General features: G+C 43.2%; 30 protein-coding genes and 1 tRNA gene. 27 read left to right on the plus strand and 4 right to left on the minus strand.

Annotation, left to right across the window (positions count from 1 at the left end; all coding sequences use genetic code 11):
• Positions 1 to 86: 86 nt before the first annotated feature.
• Both WD019_RS02175 and WD019_RS02180 read left to right on the plus strand, forming a co-directional pair.
• Positions 87 to 797 carry a cytochrome c biogenesis CcdA family protein gene (locus tag WD019_RS02175; protein ID WP_026677760.1) on the plus strand — a complete coding sequence of 237 codons (711 nt, stop codon included), beginning with the start codon at positions 87 to 89 and terminating at the stop codon, positions 795 to 797.
• A gap of 52 nt (positions 798 to 849) precedes the next feature.
• Complete coding sequence (locus tag WD019_RS02180) at positions 850 to 1,341, plus strand: CcdC family protein (protein WP_051291449.1); 492 nt, start codon at positions 850 to 852, stop codon at positions 1,339 to 1,341.
• Between the two features lie 21 nt (positions 1,342 to 1,362).
• Here the strand turns inward: WD019_RS02180 and WD019_RS02185 are convergent, their stop codons facing one another.
• Together WD019_RS02185 and WD019_RS02190 are read right to left on the minus strand one after the other, a co-directional pair.
• On the minus strand, positions 1,363 to 1,788 hold the full coding sequence (locus WD019_RS02185; protein ID WP_026677758.1) for a DUF2621 domain-containing protein: 426 nt from the start codon (positions 1,786 to 1,788) through the stop codon (positions 1,363 to 1,365).
• Positions 1,789 to 1,838: 50 nt separating this feature from the next.
• A tRNA-OTHER gene (locus WD019_RS02190) sits at positions 1,839 to 1,921 on the minus strand.
• A gap of 286 nt (positions 1,922 to 2,207) precedes the next feature.
• Here WD019_RS02190 and WD019_RS02195 point away from each other — a divergent pair.
• From WD019_RS02195 to WD019_RS02265, 15 genes are all read left to right on the plus strand, one after another.
• On the plus strand, positions 2,208 to 2,675 hold the full coding sequence (locus WD019_RS02195) for a group I intron-associated PD-(D/E)XK endonuclease (protein WP_425710487.1): 468 nt from the start codon (positions 2,208 to 2,210) through the stop codon (positions 2,673 to 2,675).
• Between the two features lie 3 nt (positions 2,676 to 2,678).
• A complete protein-coding gene (locus WD019_RS02200; RefSeq protein WP_425710488.1) occupies positions 2,679 to 3,092 on the plus strand; it encodes a helix-turn-helix domain-containing protein in 414 nt (137 codons plus the stop codon).
• Positions 3,093 to 3,372: 280 nt separating this feature from the next.
• Positions 3,373 to 3,651 (plus strand): hypothetical protein, encoded by a 279-nt coding sequence (locus tag WD019_RS02205; protein WP_425710489.1) that lies wholly within the window; start codon positions 3,373 to 3,375, stop codon positions 3,649 to 3,651.
• Positions 3,652 to 3,749: 98 nt separating this feature from the next.
• Positions 3,750 to 3,974, plus strand: a complete 225-nt coding sequence (locus WD019_RS02210; RefSeq protein ID WP_425710490.1) for a hypothetical protein — start codon at positions 3,750 to 3,752, stop codon at positions 3,972 to 3,974.
• A 13-nt stretch (positions 3,975 to 3,987) separates the two neighbouring features.
• On the plus strand, positions 3,988 to 4,401 hold the full coding sequence (locus tag WD019_RS02215; RefSeq protein ID WP_425710491.1) for a DUF1642 domain-containing protein: 414 nt from the start codon (positions 3,988 to 3,990) through the stop codon (positions 4,399 to 4,401).
• A gap of 148 nt (positions 4,402 to 4,549) precedes the next feature.
• Entirely contained in the window at positions 4,550 to 4,933 is a 384-nt protein-coding gene (locus tag WD019_RS02220; protein WP_425710492.1) for a hypothetical protein, read from the plus strand.
• A 201-nt stretch (positions 4,934 to 5,134) separates the two neighbouring features.
• Positions 5,135 to 5,548: a hypothetical protein gene (locus WD019_RS02225; protein WP_425710493.1), complete on the plus strand. Its 414-nt coding sequence runs from the start codon at positions 5,135 to 5,137 to the stop codon at positions 5,546 to 5,548.
• 27 nt (positions 5,549 to 5,575) lie between these two features.
• Complete coding sequence (locus tag WD019_RS02230) at positions 5,576 to 6,466, plus strand: hypothetical protein (protein WP_425710494.1); 891 nt, start codon at positions 5,576 to 5,578, stop codon at positions 6,464 to 6,466.
• A gap of 17 nt (positions 6,467 to 6,483) precedes the next feature.
• Positions 6,484 to 7,308 (plus strand): DNA replication protein, encoded by an 825-nt coding sequence (locus WD019_RS02235; RefSeq protein ID WP_425710495.1) that lies wholly within the window; start codon positions 6,484 to 6,486, stop codon positions 7,306 to 7,308.
• The gene (locus WD019_RS02240) at positions 7,305 to 7,691 is read left to right on the plus strand and encodes a hypothetical protein (protein ID WP_425710496.1); all 387 of its coding nucleotides are present in this window, start codon (positions 7,305 to 7,307) and stop codon (positions 7,689 to 7,691) included. Before WD019_RS02235 ends, WD019_RS02240 begins: the two co-directional genes overlap by 4 nt.
• The gene (locus WD019_RS02245; RefSeq protein WP_425710497.1) at positions 7,688 to 7,870 is read left to right on the plus strand and encodes a hypothetical protein; all 183 of its coding nucleotides are present in this window, start codon (positions 7,688 to 7,690) and stop codon (positions 7,868 to 7,870) included. Before WD019_RS02240 ends, WD019_RS02245 begins: the two co-directional genes overlap by 4 nt.
• A 61-nt stretch (positions 7,871 to 7,931) precedes the next feature.
• Positions 7,932 to 8,531: a hypothetical protein gene (locus WD019_RS02250; RefSeq protein WP_425710498.1), complete on the plus strand. Its 600-nt coding sequence runs from the start codon at positions 7,932 to 7,934 to the stop codon at positions 8,529 to 8,531.
• Positions 8,532 to 8,534: 3 nt separating this feature from the next.
• Positions 8,535 to 8,750, plus strand: coding sequence for a hypothetical protein (locus WD019_RS02255; RefSeq protein WP_425710499.1), 216 nt, complete (start codon positions 8,535 to 8,537; stop codon positions 8,748 to 8,750).
• 40 nt (positions 8,751 to 8,790) lie between these two features.
• Entirely contained in the window at positions 8,791 to 10,122 is a 1,332-nt protein-coding gene (locus WD019_RS02260) for an AAA family ATPase (RefSeq protein WP_425710500.1), read from the plus strand.
• 116 nt (positions 10,123 to 10,238) lie between these two features.
• A complete protein-coding gene (locus tag WD019_RS02265; RefSeq protein ID WP_425710501.1) occupies positions 10,239 to 11,273 on the plus strand; it encodes a toprim domain-containing protein in 1,035 nt (344 codons plus the stop codon).
• On the opposite strand, the gene WD019_RS02270 is transcribed toward WD019_RS02265, so the two are convergent.
• Together WD019_RS02270 and WD019_RS02275 are read right to left on the minus strand one after the other, a co-directional pair.
• Complete coding sequence (locus tag WD019_RS02270; protein ID WP_425710502.1) at positions 11,270 to 11,518, minus strand: helix-turn-helix domain-containing protein; 249 nt, start codon at positions 11,516 to 11,518, stop codon at positions 11,270 to 11,272. The two genes, WD019_RS02265 and WD019_RS02270, sit on opposite strands and share 4 nt — an antisense overlap.
• A 41-nt stretch (positions 11,519 to 11,559) precedes the next feature.
• Positions 11,560 to 11,757, minus strand: coding sequence for a helix-turn-helix domain-containing protein (locus WD019_RS02275; RefSeq protein ID WP_425710503.1), 198 nt, complete (start codon positions 11,755 to 11,757; stop codon positions 11,560 to 11,562).
• A gap of 120 nt (positions 11,758 to 11,877) precedes the next feature.
• Here WD019_RS02275 and WD019_RS02280 point away from each other — a divergent pair, with 120 nt between their 5' ends.
• The 10 genes from WD019_RS02280 to WD019_RS02325 all read left to right on the plus strand — a co-directional run bounded on the left by WD019_RS02280 (position 11,878) and on the right by WD019_RS02325 (position 18,122).
• A complete protein-coding gene (locus WD019_RS02280; RefSeq protein ID WP_425710504.1) occupies positions 11,878 to 13,011 on the plus strand; it encodes an AimR family lysis-lysogeny pheromone receptor in 1,134 nt (377 codons plus the stop codon).
• 22 nt (positions 13,012 to 13,033) lie between these two features.
• Positions 13,034 to 13,168: a hypothetical protein gene (locus WD019_RS02285; protein ID WP_425710505.1), complete on the plus strand. Its 135-nt coding sequence runs from the start codon at positions 13,034 to 13,036 to the stop codon at positions 13,166 to 13,168.
• Positions 13,169 to 13,433: 265 nt separating this feature from the next.
• Positions 13,434 to 14,060 (plus strand): sigma-70 family RNA polymerase sigma factor, encoded by a 627-nt coding sequence (locus WD019_RS02290; RefSeq protein ID WP_425710506.1) that lies wholly within the window; start codon positions 13,434 to 13,436, stop codon positions 14,058 to 14,060.
• Positions 14,061 to 14,237: 177 nt separating this feature from the next.
• Complete coding sequence (locus WD019_RS02295; RefSeq protein ID WP_425710507.1) at positions 14,238 to 14,408, plus strand: hypothetical protein; 171 nt, start codon at positions 14,238 to 14,240, stop codon at positions 14,406 to 14,408.
• Positions 14,409 to 14,934: 526 nt separating this feature from the next.
• Positions 14,935 to 15,669, plus strand: a complete 735-nt coding sequence (locus WD019_RS02300) for a hypothetical protein (protein ID WP_425710508.1) — start codon at positions 14,935 to 14,937, stop codon at positions 15,667 to 15,669.
• A 12-nt stretch (positions 15,670 to 15,681) separates the two neighbouring features.
• Complete coding sequence (locus WD019_RS02305) at positions 15,682 to 15,831, plus strand: hypothetical protein (protein WP_425710509.1); 150 nt, start codon at positions 15,682 to 15,684, stop codon at positions 15,829 to 15,831.
• Entirely contained in the window at positions 15,832 to 16,011 is a 180-nt protein-coding gene (locus WD019_RS02310) for a hypothetical protein (RefSeq protein ID WP_425710510.1), read from the plus strand.
• Positions 16,012 to 17,013 carry a hypothetical protein gene (locus tag WD019_RS02315; RefSeq protein ID WP_425710511.1) on the plus strand — a complete coding sequence of 334 codons (1,002 nt, stop codon included), beginning with the start codon at positions 16,012 to 16,014 and terminating at the stop codon, positions 17,011 to 17,013.
• A complete protein-coding gene (locus WD019_RS02320; RefSeq protein WP_425710512.1) occupies positions 17,014 to 17,436 on the plus strand; it encodes a hypothetical protein in 423 nt (140 codons plus the stop codon). It begins immediately after the preceding gene.
• The gene (locus WD019_RS02325) at positions 17,436 to 18,122 is read left to right on the plus strand and encodes an HNH endonuclease (RefSeq protein WP_425710513.1); all 687 of its coding nucleotides are present in this window, start codon (positions 17,436 to 17,438) and stop codon (positions 18,120 to 18,122) included. Before WD019_RS02320 ends, WD019_RS02325 begins: the two co-directional genes overlap by 1 nt.
• The last annotated feature ends 5 nt before the right edge of the window (positions 18,123 to 18,127 follow it).

An 18,127-nucleotide genomic window follows, 5' to 3' on the forward strand; every position in this document is an offset into this window, starting at 1 on the left:
TTTCTTTCTTTTAAAAGGTTGGTTTTATGAAACGTTATTATATAATATAGTAGTAGAAGGAAACAATGAAAAGGAGCACCTACTCTATGACCGACATTAATGTTTTTTTAGCCTTTGGTGGAGGACTGTTGTCATTTATTTCGCCATGCTGCCTTCCGTTATATCCAGCTTTTCTTTCTTACATAACTGGCGTGTCCGTAAATGAATTGAAAGAAGAAAAAGGCATGCTCAGGAAAAACGCCATTTTACATACTTCCCTTTTTCTTCTCGGTTTTTCTATCATTTTTATCGTTCTTGGAATTAGCTCTTCATTTGTCGGAAGCTTTTTTATGAAATATAAAGATTTGCTTCGTGAACTCGGGGCGGTCGTTATCGTCTTTTTCGGGCTCGTTGTTCTCGGTGTCTTTAAGCCATCGTTTTTATTAAAAGATAAACGGGTAGCGTTCCACAATCGCCCGGCAGGTTATCTCGGTTCCGTTCTTATCGGAATTGGATTTGCGGCAGGCTGGACGCCGTGCACAGGTCCGATCCTGGCAGCGGTGCTCGGAATGGCGGTGACCCATCCGAATGCGGCCATCCTTTATATGATTTGCTATGTGTTAGGATTTGCGGTTCCGTTTTTCTTGCTTAGCTTTTTCATCGGCCTCATTAAAAGCATAAAAAAATACAATTTAGCCTTTATGAGAACGGGCGGCGTCTTAATGGTCGCCATGGGTGTCATGCTTTATTTCAACTGGATGACCGATTTTACATCATTTCTTGTCAACCGTGTGTTTAGCGGGTTTAAAGGATTTTAAATTTTACTCACCATTTGATAAAATAGAAATAAATTAATGATTAAGAGTAATTATGAGTAAGGAAGGAAGATCTACCTTGGTCTATATAAGCACCATTTTTGCGGCTTTTATGGCTATGGCGATTATTGTTGTTCGACTGAAGGCGACAAAAAAACCAGCTTCTTTGAAAAAAATAGCTCTTCCGCCGTTTTTTATGGCAACAGGATTTTGCATGTTTTTGCTGCCGGAGTTTCACGTAACATGGGCCGAAGTAGGAGAATCATTTCTTCTCGGATGCTTTTTTTCTATCTTTTTGATCGCCACCAGCAAGTTTGAAAAAAGAGATGGGCAAATTTACCTTGTTCGTTCAAAAGCATTCATTTTCATATTAATCGGTTTGTTCCTCGTCCGGATGGCGATGAAAATTTATTTTGGACATAAAATTTCCTATGGAGAGACTGCAGGAATGTTTTTCCTTATTGCGTTCGGCATGATCTTGCCATGGCGAATCGCAATGGTATATTCCTTTTTAAAAGTAAAAAATAGCGAAGAAAAACTCGTTTAACCATATGTGTTAAACGAGTTTTTAACTTAAGAGCTGTTCATAAGGAGTTAAATCGATTTTTTTCTTTTGCAATGTTTTAATGAGCCACTTATGGTCTCGTTTTGGGGTGGCGATTATATAGCCTCTTACGATCAAATCCTGACTGATGCTACTTGCTTTCTCTTTAAGAGCGAGTTCGCCAATTTTGCCTGCGATTTTTTCTCGGGCGACGGGCCGGAATAGTTCGGGAACGGGAGCTACAAGCTCTTCTAACAATTGTTTTTGTTCGTCGTTCCAAAGATGTTTCGTTTCGTTTATGTAATAATCCTGCCAGTCGAGGATCGACATCCCGTCTTCTTTCGGAAGCCGTTTTAAAAATTTGCGAAACATAAAATATCCGCCGATCGCGAACATTGTAACAAGAAAGATCGTCCAGGCGACAATAAACAGGGAAAATCCTGTCGACATGTTGCTCACCTCTTGCCATTAGCATTAAAAACATGATTTGTTAAACAGTTTGGCGGGACCATGTGGGAATCGAACCCACCGGAGACGGCACGCGCCTCCCAAAAGGTTTTGAAGTTCGCGTCAGTCAATCTCCGTTAAATCATCCCGTTAAATCAACGTTTTTCGACGCATACCACTAGTTTTTACGTTAAATCCCACGTGGACACGCTCGTAACTCACGTAGTTTATTATACCGATAAATTATACGTTAAATCAACCGTTCACCTATTAGGTGGGCGTTTTTTTTATTTATTTTCGTAAAAATGCGCGCGGAAATTTCGGTAGCTGCAATGTATTTAATATACGAAAGAAAAACGTGTCCGCAAAAGCGCGGTCGTGCATATGACATTATGAAGGCGGATAAGAAACGGGGTGGTAGATTGTACGATAGACACCAATTCGGTAGAGAAAGTGAGTTTTACGTTGCTTACTATTTAACTAAATTAGGTTTCGAGGTTAATTTTCCAACAGGTAATCCGCGCTGGGACATTCTTTTCGAAAACAAACACGGGAGATATTTCGCTCAAATAAAGAGCGCAAAAGTGGTCGATGGAGAAATGAAAGTTAATCTTCGCGGTAATAACGATCGAAAAGGCTACACGAAGGAAGACGTAGATCTCATTATAATTCACGAGCGAGAGTCCAACGGAGTTTATTTTGTACCTATTGAAGAAGTCGACGGAAGAGTTTCGATTCTGTTGCGTACAGAACCTCCGAAAAAATTCGTTTCAAAACTAACTAGATTTGCGAAAGATTACACCAAATTCCCCTACGCGTTGAACGAAACAGGCAATCGTTCAACCAACGCCAACTACTGCGGCAACAATCACGGAAAGGAGGTGTCGTAAGCATTGTCGGAAGAGCAACGATTAGTCACCGTCGAGTCGTCCGTTGAAACATCGTTAACCGACGGTAAGCAAAAAACGAAAATATTCGTTCGTTTATATAAAGAAGCACTAAACGCCGGCCTTATCGCAGACATGGGCGCAGAACGGTGGCAGACGTTGTGTGTTATCGCGCTTCATATGAACGAAAAAGGCGAATGTTTTCCAACGCAAGACCAAATCGCAAAAGGGTTAGGTGTAACGAGATCGACCGCAAACAGACGTATAAAAGCGTTAGTTGATTATACATGGCAGGGACGTCCGTTGGTTACCGCGGTAAGGAAACGACATCAAAACGGTAAGTGGGATAACACGAGATATACGATATTACCGATTAGTCAGATTGCTATATTTAAAGGTGATGTTGAGTCGTTAGAATAACCATGTGTCGTGTATCCAACACGGGTCTATCCAACACGGATCAACATCACACTAAGAATAACCATCTTTTAAGAATAACTATCTTTAAGAATATAAAACATTGCTCGCCTTTTTAAAGGCTCGCCTAATGTATATATTGACCGCGCAAATAATTTATTAAAAGAAATAACGCGGTAAAGGTAATAAATACATGACTGCGCAAAGAAGTTTATTCGAAGAAGAAAAAGAATAAATCGCTTGGCCCTGCCCAGCCGCAACCAATCGAAGGAGGAACGATAACATGGCGTACCCACGAACGGAACAAGAGACGGTACTCGTTTACGATGCCGTCACCAACGAATGGTCCGCGTATTCAACAGTACCGAAGCACATTCGTAAATTGCAATCGTTAACTAACGTTAACATTCTCGAATTTGACGAACACGGCAACCCATCGGCAGCAAAATGTACGTTGACCGCGAAACAAGTCACGATGAAAAAGGAACGGGTGATAACGGAAGCACAACGCGAAGCACTTCGTAAAGCGCGGAATAAGTCTAACATCGATTCTGACGGCTAAAACCGTTGCGCTAGCGTACGTAAAACGGACTTTCACCGCAAGCTAGACCGATTACACCCGCCAAGCTAAAACACGTTAATTTTAAAGGAGGAATAACGATGTCAAAGATCACCGATTTCAAAACGGTAAAAGGCGGTAAGAACGATGAAATCGCAAATCCTGCTGCTGAAGCGTTAAACGGAGTGTTAAGCAACCTTTCCGTGCTCATTCAGTATCAACATGCTCGCGCAGAGATAAAGCGGAATTATTACGAGCATTTAATAAAGCACGGATTTAGCGAAAACGAAGCGTTAGAAATCGTAAAATCCGATACCACAATATAAAGGAGGAATACGAATGGAAAACGGAAAGGTAATATTGCCCCGCGATGTTGCGGAAGCAATTGAGAAATTACGAAAATCTGGCTGGGATGACGCGACTCTTCTTGACAGGACAGAATTTTTCACGGGAATTATTGACGATGATAGCCCATTGATATTTCAAATTGATCGAAGTCATAGCGGCTATACTATCGCTGACTTTTTATCGGACGATTTCGAGAAAAATATGCCGATATATGCTCGAGCAATATTGAACGGTTACGAAATCGAAAAGTCCCCGGAAGAACTATTGCGAGAGTATTACGAAGAACTTGTTGAGACCGGAAGTGCGTACGCTTATTCGGAATCATATGGGATAGTTCACACACTAAACATCCTCGGAATCAAAATCCCGGGAATCAACGCGCCCGAAGCCGGGGTGAGCGAGTGAAACGATACTTAGTAATCGCAGCCTTTTTCGCAGGAACGTTTGTAGGCGATCTTTTGCGGAAAAGTTACGAATGGGCCACGTTCGATTTTATCGTTGCGGCCGGTTGTATTGCGATATTTACTATGAGATTACGGAGGGAGAATGCGAAATGAACTTACCAACCGAAGTTAAAATCGGGGCAATGCGTTATTCAATCGAACTCGTACCTAAACTTCACGAGCATCGCTCGTTATACGGAGAGGTTAATTACAGTCAGCAAACGATAATTATCGCTGATGATATAAGTAACCAACGCCAAGTTAATGCGCTATTCCACGAATTGACTCATGCTATATTATTCGAAACAGGCGACTTTGATTTATGTGATGACGAAGAATTTGTGCGAAGGTTTTCGAATCTATTAACGCAAATATTCGCGGATAACGAGTGGTTAACGAAAGGAGTGCTGTGTGATGGTCCAACGATTAACCAACGAACAAATCGAAGCTATACGGAAACGTGCGAAGAAGGTCCCGATATTTTACCCGAGTGAGATCGGAAGCCTTGCGTTTTATGACACGGCAGGATTTTACGCTAACGCTCGCGCGGATGTAGAGGACCTGCTTGCGGAGGTTGAACGATTACGTGGTAACTTACGAACTATAGAAATTTTAACAACTTGCGCTGATACAAAAGATTTTGCAAGACGGGCACTCAACGGCGAGGCAACGTTGGTACTCGGAGGTGACACGGAATGACTAAACGAATACCCGCAAAAGACCACCGCAACCGCCCGCTAGAAACGTGGAACACGACGACATATCATTCGTATTTAACCGATCGCAACACGGAACTATTCGGTGCCCCATATGTTCCTTTCGGAAAAGGCCCGTTGCATTCACGGTGGCTTGCCGAAAAGGGCCAGTTGAAACAAGCGCAAGAGGCGTATGGCAATGCGGTGTTAAAACGGTTCATTGATCGTTGCCTGGAACGCCATAAACCTACGGAAGCCTTTCCGCATATCAATTTCGGATTTATGTGGTCGTATCTTCGCGATGAATTGCCGAGGGCAGCGAGTGACGTTGCGAAGGAGGTGAGGGCGAAAAAACTGGCGGAACAGGCGAAAGCGAACGAAATAAGTGACGAAGATTTCGATGAATGGATTTAACGAAAATGAAAACGGAGGGATTACGGTATGAAAAAAGACGTATTTAAAATTGAGAATCTAGTAGATCGCGGAATGAGTGCGATAGTTACAAACGATGGATTAGTATATAAAACGTATATGAAATTCGCAGGGGCAGCGGGATACCCAGACGCGGTTTATCATGGGGAAGAACTACGCAACGGTGAGTATGTACGTATTCTAGCAATCGGCGATCACGAACATGCGAGCTTCGGAAAAATTTACGTTGTTGAAACGACTGACGGCGTGCGTTTCTTAATCGGTACAAAAGGCGTAGAGTTAGTGCATATCAAAGCGAACTTCGATAAAATGCCTTACGACGAATTGATTGCGCACATTGAGGAAGCGGTGCAGGCGTTAAGACGGCGAGCATACAAGGAAGGATACGAACAAGGCAAGTTTGATGCGAGAATAGAATCCGAGGAAACTGTAACAGCAGAAATTTGTACAACGTCAGAAGAACGTTTATGGAGTCCGCAGAAAGATCGAGATCGAATCATCGAAAAGGCAAAGCGTGATGTTGCGTGGCTATTAAAAGAACGCCCATTACTCGTCAACGATTTTTACATCAATCGCGAAAAAAGAACGGTGGTGTCCGTTTTATTTAGAGGAATTAAACGAGGAATCGCAAAATGCGCCCCTGACGATTGCTTCAACGTTCATATTGGTAAGGCCATTGCGTTAAGGCGTGCGCTAGGACTTGAAGTGCCTACGGAGTATTTGAACGCGCCACAGCCGGAAGAACCGCGCGTTGGTGACGTAGTACAATCCGTAAGTAAATTACCGAAGTTTTATCGTGTAGTAGACAAAATTTTTACTGAGACAAACGTAGGAGAGTGCTCCATCGATTCAGTCGTAGCTAAGAACGGAAAAATTATCGACGACTCGCGCGATGAATAAGGGAGGGATTACGTGGTATGAAAAATGAGCCATTGACCGAATTAAATACGCTAGAATCCCGTTGCCTGCTCGCTACTAATTGCGCTCATGCTGGCACGCCGAGTTGTACGCGGTTATGCCCGCATTATAACGCCGTCATGGGTTCAACCGGCAGAGGAGGACGTGCAGGCAACGCTAACTTGCCGGCTGACTACGCCCTTCTGACGCTCAAAACGTCGCCTGTACGCACGAATCAAACGAAGGTGTACGAAAGGCTTTCGAAGTACGTATCGACGTTTACACGCCAATTTGAGGCGTCTGACGCCCGCATTAAATCCGTTTATTTATGGAGCGAATCGCCAGGTACCGGTAAAACCACGACTGCTGCGTGTTTGCTTAACGAGTTTCTTGCGCAATATTACGTCGGCTCGTTAAAGCGCGGCGAGACTCCGATAAGCCGACCGTGTTATTTCCTCGATGTAAACGAATGGCAGACGCTATACAACGAATTTAACAGGCCACGGGTGCCCGAAGAAATAGCCGAAAAAGCAAGCGTTAAGTATTATCGCTCAATGGAATACGCCAAGTATGCTAAATACACGGTGCTTGACGACGTCGGGGTTCGTGAGGCGAGCGATGGATTTAGAGGCGACTTGCATTCCGTGATTAATTACCGAGTGACTAACGGGCTGCCAACGTGTTATACGTCGAACCTGCCGATTAAGTACGAAGGTGAAAAGGACACTTACGATCCGTATGATTTATACGACATTTTCGGTGAAAAACGGCTAGTTGACCGAATTCGCGATCAATGTATACCGTTGTATTTCGAAGGGGAATCGAAAAGGGGGATACGAAGATGAAGTTAGAAAGCGTTGCAAAAATCCACTTGGCATTCGAGAACTGCGAAGGTATCGATATTCCGGCAGAAGACGTTCACTTTATGTATGCTTCGGAAATTACGGAAAGCGTTCGTTTTCATAATATACTTCGTAAACAATCGGATCGATTATCAAGATTTAAACACGCGGATTTTTTCCGTTTAATAATTACGAATAAACCGGAATACAAACGGGTATTTGATTATCGAGATATTGCGCAAGTTCATTTATTCGATGAAGCCGGAAATAACGAATGGTTCTTTGTTTACTGGGGCGAAAACGAGTATGACAACGAACACCAAAAGACGCAAGTTTATCGTAAAGGTCAAATCGATATTACAATCGCGAAAGAGGTGTCCGAATGAGTATTTTATTCACGGTAATTTTCATTTTTGTATGCGCAACAAACTACGATTTCCTCGTTAGAATGGCAAGCAAAGTCGAAATTGTCGAAGGCTTTTCGTTAACACCTTTCGGTTTGTGGCTCGTTGTGTTCATGTTTCTCGCGTTACTTGATTTAGCGAATGCGGTGTCGGACAATTAAACGCATAATCGGCATCTTAGCGCTCGCATCGTTAGTTCTATTACGAAGGAGGTTACGCAAAATGACCGCGTCAAAGCAACCGAAATACACCATAGGCCAGTCGGTTCGGATCGCAGGCATTCCAACCATCTACCGTATTGACGATTACGAATTAATTAACGGTAGTCACGTTTACCACCTCGAGGGCACTCCGACTACGTCACTGTACGCGGAGGATACGTTAGAGCCCGTTGAAGAAGATCACGACATTATTGCGGTAGAACTCGAACCGATGTTTGACGTTGGCGAGTCGGTCACTATCGATGGCGTTCCGAGTGTTTACCGCGTGATCGATATGTACCCGGAATTTGTTTACGAATTACAAGACGTGGAGACAGGCGAAATTATCGAAATGGACGAAACGGTACTTGCGCCGGCGAGCGCAACAAAATCGAATGGGGAGGCGGTAAAGATGGCGAAGGAAAACGCACGGGAACAATCCGCAAAAGAGGCGGCAGAGCGAAAGGCGAAACGCAAGCAACAGCGGGAAGACATCGACAATTTGCTGGACATTGCGAATTGGAATCGGAAAAAGTACGAGGAGACCGGGGACGAGGCGTTTCGGGAGAAGGAGCGCGAACAGTACAAGAAGATAGCGGAGTTGACGATGGATAATGCGTAATAGATGGATAAAGCGACAAAAAAAGGAGTTGGGGAAATGGCTTTTTATAAATGTCCAGAGTGCGCAAGTGAAAATGTGAAGAATTTTCCTTTAAATACTGATGAATACGGTAATCCAGATGATGGAACGTATCAAGGGTGCTGTATGGATTGTGATTTTGAAGAACCTTATAAATACAACAAAGAGGGTCGCTTTTATTACATTGACCATAATGAATAATACGCACTACGGATAAAGAACGACATGGGAGGTGTTGCGGTTGTACGGCGAGGCTATACTATCGAGAGTGATCGACGAAAATTCGGTCGACCTACTCAAACGGCACGGCATCGAAAGGGACCATTTCCCTACGCAAGCCGAACGTGAAGTCTACGATTACATTCACGAATACGCGAAGCAGAACGGCGGGAAAGCACCGGGCTATGCGGTGGTTGTGGCGGACCACCCAGAATTCAATTACGTAGCCGATGACGGCACTAGTTTTTCGTATATGTGTTCGCGTTTGAAGGACGCAGCAGCGAAAAGAGGTTTCGCGGAATTAGTCAACGACAAACTTTCCGAGGCCTTCGAAAATAATTCCTTCGAAAAATTTTCGGAATGGTTGACGGAAAATGTAAACGATATTAAAATAAGAAATACGAACATACTTTCGATAGGTCGAACGTTAGACGAACTAAAGACCGAATTTCGCGACGAGTACAACAAGCGTAAGGCCGGCAAATCGTTCAAGTTATGGCGAACACCGTTTAAGGCGTTAAATGACGAAATCGGCGGTCTGTATAGCGGTGATATTTACGGGGTAATGGCGGAGTCCGGTCGCGGTAAGTCGTATCTCATTATCGCGTTTATTGACGAGTTATTGCGTCAAGGCGCAAAGGTTCTCGTTAAGTCATACGAACTAAAGGCGTATCTATGGCTTTCACGCTTAATGTCCGTATTGACTGCGCGCGAAGAAATAATCGAGGGTGACGGCGGTGTTAAAGTCGGACTGCCTAACCGTGAAATCCTGGCCGGTAAACTTAACGAAGGGCTTGAAATGTTTTTCCTGTCGATGGTTGATTCGTTAAATTCGTACTACCCGGGTGAACTCATTTTACAAGCGAAAGGAGACGACTACTTAACGCGGTCTTTAAAAGACCTTGACCGCGAATTGACACAGCGACCGGACATTGACGCAGTGGTTGTCGATCCGTTTTACGGACTGGACGACGTATATGGAAAGAACGCGAACAGGACGGCGGGCGGTGCTGCCGAACAAGCTGCGCGGAAATTCGAACAGATTGTCGGAAGGCACGATGTTGTCGGTATTTACGCGGTGCAGGCGTCAACTGACAAGAAAGCGCAAGACGAAGACGGCAATCGCGAGTTAAAGTTACCGACACGCGACCAGGTAAAAACGTCAAAGGCGCTACTCGAAATAGCAACGAATCTCTTTGCGTTTGACTCTAACGACGGTACGGCAATACTGGGCGTTGAGAAAGGCCGCAATGGGGCGGAAGACTTCCGGTTAGAATTGACGGCGTTATTGGATTATGGTGTTTTACGCGAACTTCCAACGGGCGAAGCAGTGGCCGCACAATTCGGGTTTTAGTAAAAATGTCACATTCGACAAAAAATACCCCTTTTACAATCGACAAAATAGTCGTAAAATTAATTTGTCGCACGAATAGCTATAAATTAAAACTATTTTAGGAGGTGACGGAAAAATTGACGGTAATTTCCGTAAATGGCATTGATATTGATGTTGACGTCCAGGCAGAACTCGAACAATTCGAATGGACTCGCGCAAAATGGTATCCCGAAAAACTTTTATGTGCGTCACCTTTTCGATACGACCATTCGCCTAGTTTTTACGTTTATCTTGAAGACACACCGACCGCAAAGGCCGGCAACTGGGGTGACTCCGGCGCGGTTGATCCGGACTACGCAAAAGGTGGCTTCGTTAAATTACTCGCATTTTTGCGCGAAGAAACAACCGAAGAAACAATCGAATACTTAATCGAGCAGTACGGTGTACAGACGGCAACAGATACACCGAAGTTAACCGTTAGACTACCGATCGTCGAGCGAGGCAGGCAGGCGCTTGACGCGGGAATACTCGATAAGTACCGGTTTCGACATCCGTATTTAGGTGAGCGTGGCATTGATGAACGAGTGCAGCGGTTGTTAGGCGTAGGGTATTCGCAAGAACACGGGGCAGTTACGATACCGTGGCGCTTGCCCGACGGCCGGCTTGCGAATGGCCTACTGGCCAACGTAAAGTACCGTAAAACCCGTGGCAAAGCGTTTTGGTACGAAAAGGGAGGCGTGCCGATACGCGAGTTGATCTACGGGATTGACGTGATTTACAGGCGTAAGCCGAAAGTCGCGGTGTTGACGGAAGCTGAAATCGATGCGATGACGGTTATGTCGTGTGGGTTTGCCGCAGTGGCAACGGGCGGGTCGAAATTCAACCGTAAAAAGGCGGACTTATTGATACGAGCGCCGGTCGAAGAGATCGCGATCATGACGGACAATGACGAGGCAGGTTATCGGTTGCAGCGGTCAATAGTCGATTATTTACGCGGGTATAAACGATTGAGCGTGGTTCCTTTCGGAGTTGATCGGGACGGCGTGTATGCAAAAGATGCGAATGAATTGCGGTGTGGTAACGGAGTTGAGGCGGTTAAAGCAGCCGTGGAGGGACGCGTTGACTTATTTAGTACGCAAACTTGCGTACTTTCGGTCGGCAGGGGAAGTTAATCTTCCTCGTCCGCCTCCGTATCCAATTCGTACCATTCCCATTCGAAAAGGTCTTCGATATGACAATCGAGTGCATGTGATATGTCTTTCGCAACCCTTAACGACATGGCTTCGGCGTTCTTTTGGTTAACTAAATCGGATATTTGCGATTTACTACGTCCAGTACGGCGTGCAAGTTCGACTTGGGTCATACGTTTTTCGCGCAGTAAATCGCGGAGGCGGGACCTGCCGACTTTAAACGGCATGATCGGGTCCCTCCGATTATGTAATTATTTTTTACGTTTATTTATTTATACTCGATATAAACTACTTTTTCAATCGGAACCTTTAAAAACTTACAGATGCGTTCTACTGTAGACAATTTGAGTGACTCACCTTTGTTAAACTTAGCAATAGTTTTTCCGTCTAAAACGACACCTCGTAAATCACTTATTGTCATATTTCGCTCTTTTAAGGTCTTTAGTAGTGGATCGTAACTAATCATTAGGACTTTTCTCCTTTTTTAAAATATTATGTGGACAAACGGGAACATGATGTTATATAATTAGAATACATCAACATAAAGTAAGTTTCAATAACATTCTTTGAAAGAGGGGTGCGGAGGATGGACTCAATTGTAAAAATGGTAGTTAATGAACTCGAGAGACGCGAGATGGAAGGGTTGAATTTAACTACTCTTGAAAAAAAGATAAATATTTCAAGCGGTTCTTTGACTCACTTTAAAAAAGGAACCGAATTGGGGTTTGATTCTTTCATAAAATTAATTAGTGTATTATTTCAAGAAAGCCAATTTAACAGTGTAATAAGAGAAGTTTGTAAGAAGATTCAAAAACCTAAGAATGTTAAGATGGCATTAGAGTTTACAATTTTAAATGGGCAGTATGATGTTACTTTACTCCTTCTAGAAAAAGCAGAAAGAGAAAATATTAAGATAGGAAAATGGTTAGATATTTACAAGTTGCATTTAGATTTTCAGAATGGCACACTTGTAGGTAATGACTTACTTAAAAAAGTAAAAGAAACTAAAAGCAAACTGCCTCCAGAACTCGTTACTGCGCTTAGTCTGCTTGAAGTCTATGCGCATTTTATAAGCGGTAACTATCCTACAGTTTTTCAACTTTTGGATATTTTAGAACATTATCTCTCGGCAATTGAAGATGGTTTTTTCAAAGAATGTTACCAGCTAAGAGTTAACGAAGTAAAAGCACATTGTTCTTTATTAAAACTTAAGATACATAACGCACGAGAATTAGCTGAAGAAATAAAGAATAAGAATTTTTGCGCGAAGTTGTCATCTAACGCAATGTATATTATAGGGATGTCATTTCTGTTCGAAGATAAACGAAAATGTATCGACAACTTACGAGCAGCTTACGACATTCTCGATAAATACGGGGTGAACGAAAAGGCCGAAGTCGCAAAACACAACCTAAACTTTGCCCTAATTCATTTTGGCGAGGAGGTTGAACTTGATGATTTAGATGAAAGAGCGCATCTTGAAGCGAAGAAAGGAAATACCGAAAAAGCTTTAAAGTTACTCGATGAGTGTGTTAAAATTGAAGGAGATTCGGCATTTAAGAAATATTATAGAGGGATCGCTCTTAAGTGTCGTAAAACTTTGTACGCATCACTTGGAGAATTCAGAGCCAAAGGTGACCTTTTCTTCGCACAACTTCCAAAACTAGCGTTAGAAAAAATGGGAGAAGAATCATTTATTCTTGATGCTTTTTTTTGCTAAAAACTTTATTGGAGGGAAAACGATGAAAAAAAAATTAATTGTAATTTTGGCTTCTGCCTTCATAGTGTTTGCGGGGTTTTCAGGAGTTGTTAATATGACAAAACAAAACAGCAGCGAACTGCGCATAATGTCAGATCCTAGACCACCAATCGGATAAACAAAAACATAATTTAGTATCAAGGACGTCTGTTAGGGGCGTCCTTTTTATATCGTTAAAAATTACTTGTAATTGTAAAGCATTTGAATATTTCTCAAAAAAATTAATTCATTCAAATTTCCTTACAAACCGAATCCTCTAATGTATATTAAAAGTACGCCAAATGATGAACTTTACATAAATAAAAAAATAATATTAAAATGCGCGCGGAACCATTCACTAATGCAATGTATATAGTGAGGATGAAAAACAGGAGAGTGAACTAATGGAAAAACAACGAATTAATAACATGGCATTGGAGTACATCAAAACGAAGTCTGACGAAGTATTTAGCGAAATGTACGTAGAGCTACGAAAAAAGATCACCAAAGAAAATAATGTTAGACTTCAATCAATCAAAGACTTAGATCAGTCAGAAGTTCTCGAACAATTCGATGAAGCAGTGATGAATGGAGTGAAGATGTTAGCACGTAACCCTAACGATGATATAGTAAAATACGTTCAAGGGTCCATGAATAAAACGAAAGCATATCTATTAAGAAAAACGAAGACGCGAAGAAAACGCGAGTTATACGAACAACAACTAGAAGATGACGTAAGTTTCGAACATATCGCAAACATCGGAAACACGAAAGACACAACGTTTGCATCGATTGTAAATAAAAAAGAAGACGACCAGCGGCAACTGATCGACTTCCTTCTGAGCGGTGCGGACGCAAAAACGACGGCAATCGTTGAAGCGTTCTTAGAAAGCGATAAACCAACACCGACGGCAATCGGTGAAAAGTTAGGCTTACACCACTCAACTGTTATACGCGCACTCAAACGCCTGGCCGGCAAGTTTGACGCAAATAGATTCGGCGATTACCGTGACTATTTGGTTGCGCAATAGGTCTATATTCTCCGTCGGGGTTTTCAGGCATTAAACCCTGGCGGCAGGACCTTAATCACATTATATGCGATTACATGTTGTTTTAATAACGAACAAATTAACGATATTTCGTAAATCTGCTCGTCTTAATAATAACGAAATTCGGATCAGAACTCAAGTGTGGAGGTGGGAATTGAAATGAAACTGAAACATTCCCGTAATATTATACCCGATTCTCGTAAATCTAAACGTCTAATCGAACTAGACCGTATCAACCCGTACGCAGCGTACAACGGCGGCTTTCAAGCCGACGAAGACCCGGCCGATTACTATACGAAAGCCTTACCGAAAGGGGTACGACTGGCATGACGGTAATAACGCTAATGTTTGCGTGGTTAATATGCGTAATAGCTGGCGGTTGTTTTATCGATAATTTCGAAATTAGGCGAAAGGGGCGCTAGTTTACGGCGCCAACGATTAGGGCGACTCGGACGTCCTTAAACCGAGAAAGTGGCGGTAATAGAAAATATTGATAAAATTATTGCGGAACAAATGGAGTTGCAATCGAAAGCGGCTGCGAAGTAATTCGCACGCCCATCGGAGGTTATCGGGCTGGGACGGTTTCGGTAGCTTGCGACGGGCGCGGGAACAGTCCGCCGTGTCGATAGAGTAGGGAAATAGGAACGCCCCTCGGTGTATCCGAGAATAGATGAACGGTAGGGAACGTTCTGGGCGCACCAGTCCTATGGAACGAAATATTGGCATCGCGAACGGTGGAATAGGAATCGGAACGTAATTCGTAACGAGAGCGTAATAGCCCGGCGAATTGAGCGCTCACCGATTCCGAATATCCGGCGCTCGAAATCTACTAATCAACCGAAAGGGGAACGAACAATTGACGAACTATCAAGCGGGCGCAGACGCTTTAAACGCGCTAAATGCAAGCGATGAGGGAGGTAGCAACGCGGAATTTGCCAGTTTTAAATCCGGCACTACTTACGTTGTTAGAGTGCTTGGTACCGCGGATCTTATCACGTTTTATTCTTACGGAATCTATAAGCAAGTAAATAGTTTTGTAGCGAAAAATCCGTCAAAGAAATCGCGCAACGGCTATCCAGTCGAAGATCTAACGCCTTGGGATTTAGCCTGGAAATACCACAAAGACCGTTCGAAAGATTTTGGCGACGAACATTCGCAAGAAGCCGCGAAATATCGCTGCAAGCAACGTTTCGCAATGGGCTTTTTCGATTTAACAAGCGGCGAGCCGATTATCGTTGATTTATCGAAAAAGCAAGCGCAGGGCGTGCATGATGTCATTAAAAAGTACGAGAAAAAGCTCGACAAATTGGCGTTCGAATTATCGAAAGTCGGCAACGGAACAAGCACGACCGTTACTTTAACGCCGATCATCGATATGGACGAAGATTTAACGCCTGAGCAGCGCAAAAACTTCGACAAAGCGCCGGAGCAGTTCGACATGTCGCTATTTGAAGGCTTGCTTTACGAAGCGGACGAAGATGAGCAAGTAGAATTATTGACTAAGGCGGGCTTTGACGTAAGTTTGATCGGGCTGGAAGCACCGAAAAAAGACGGTACAGTCGACATTGAAGACGAAGAATTGCCGTTTTAAGGAGGCGATAGAATGGCGTTTTGGGGCGTAGCAGCAATATTTTACGCAATAATGGCGGTCGTTTCGTTCGTAGGTAACGAAACACTTTACGGAATAGCTGACGCAATGGTTTCGGTAGCTTGCGTGTTGTTCCTTGTTAAGGCGAAAAGGGAGCGTGAGTGAATGCGGATTATTCAGGGCGTTAAGTTAATCATTGCGTCAATATTGTGGACGATTGTCCTTGTTAATCTTATCATCGGAAAACAAGTCGACGCCTTTACGGCTGGGCTTGCGTACAGCTTTATCGCAGCAATTACGTTTTTATCAGGACTCGGTTATTTATTATCGAAGGAGGACGAATAAATGGCGGCATTAGAAAACGTTAAGGTTATCGATGCGAAAGACGGTGTGATTACGAAAATTGAGGTTGACGGTAAGCAGTACGAGAGGGTTGACCAAAGCCCGAGAGAAGGCTATTTAATAATGGCGATAGAAGATTTTTTAGACACAACAAAAGGAAGATTTTACGAAGTAATAAACACTGATTCTTTTGGGTTTGCGTACGAGGACGATTTGAACGATTACCATACTATTACTTATTATGAAAAAATGTTCATTGTCTTCGCCCTCGTTTCCAAAAATAAATCGGAAGTGCCGAAGTTTAAAGTCGGGGATTTGGTTCGTGTTATACAAAAATATCACGCTTCTAACGGTGAAATAATCCGCATCACCAAAATCAATTGTTGCGCTAGATACCCTTATCGGGGTATTAGATTAAAAAACGGATCACTTAGCGATATTTTTAAGAAAGAGCACCTTGAACCATACACACCGAAAGTCGGCGATAAACTGACGATTGATGGCGTTGAATATACGTTAGAATCGCGAAAGGCGAGGGTAGGCGAGAAGATTATCACAATTTTAGATGAAGGCAAACACGGATTATACAACGTCTATACTGTGAAACGACTAGGTTGTCTTGGAATGCCGATTACAAAAGAAAAAAATTGTTCGTTGGATCATCACGAGTATATGGTTCTTGTTCCGGTGAAACAGAATGAGGATTCGGAAAATCACGAATACAAAATCGGAGACTTAGCGGTAGTTACCTCGAATACAAGCAATCACGAGTTCGAAATCGGCGAGAAAGTCCGAATCATTCACCGGAGTGACGTGACCGGGAACTATCGAGTAGAACACCTCGACGGGAGCGATCACTGGTACGTAAGTCCTTCGGAACTCGAACCCGCCCCGCAACCAATCAGCGTCACAGTAACCGTCAATATTAACGACATCAACATCGATCAGATTGCGCAACAAATAGCCGAAGGATTACGAAAAGGGCTCGCAAAGGAGCGTGATTAAATGGCGCATATAACGGATGTAGTAGGAACGTACTCGGAACTTGTTGCAGAACTAGCGCTAATGGCGAACGGGTTTACGGTATCTCGGACGAGAACCGCAGAACCCTTCGACTTTAAAGCGGAAGACCCGGTAAATGGTTGCGAGTACAAGATACAGGTGAAGACGATTCGTAAGCGTAGCGATCGTAATAACGAATGGGTAGTTTATGCTACGAATGGCAGCGGTAAGACTTACGCGAAAGATGACGTTGACTATTTTATCGGCGTGCTAGCGCCAGAAGGCGAAACCCCGCGCGTTTTCATGTTCGAGAATGCGGGCAATCGCGAGTACTGGGCAACGGAACAGCGGGCGGTCGAGCGATGGGTCGAACTACCTATCGCGTTGAATCGGTCGGTGTACGGGGAGAACAAGGAGGCGGTGTAGTGGCAGAGATTCCTTTAACTAAAGGTTTTGTAGCAATTGTTGATGAATGTGATTACGAGTATTTATCGAATTTTCCCTGGCATTACTCTAAAGGTTATGCGATCAACAGAAGTTCCTTTTTCCACGAAGACGGTAAACGAAAAACAGTCTTGATGCACAGATTAATTTTACAAGTTGATCCCCGACACGAAGTAGATCACATTAACGGAAATTCATTAGATAATAGACGGAACAATCTTAGAATCGCCAATAGAGCAGAAAACAGCCGTAACATAAAAACACCTTCTCATAACACTTCGGGATATAAAGGAGTAACAAAAAGTAAAAAGGGGTGGAGAGCATCCATTCATTTAAATAGTGAGAAAATCCATATAGGTGTGTTCAAAACTAAAGAGGATGCCGCAAAAGCATACAACATAAAAGCACTTGAATTGTTTGGCGATTTCGCGAGATTAAATGATGTAAATCATGAAGAATTTAGCATCCCTGAGAAAAAGCCGCTTTCTTCTAAGTATAAAGGAGTTAGTAAAAAAGGGAAACGATGGCAGGCCGGAATCTATCAATATGGTAAACGAATTCATATTGGAAATTTTGCGACAGAGATGGAGGCTGCGCGAGCTTATAACCGTAAGGCTTTGGAGTTATTTGGAGAATCCGCAAAGATTAATAAGATAGTAGGGGAGTGATGTGG

Source organism: Fictibacillus sp. Mic-4, assembly GCF_049843615.1.
Classification (GTDB): Bacteria; Bacillota; Bacilli; order Bacillales; family Fictibacillaceae; genus Fictibacillus_A; species Fictibacillus_A gelatini.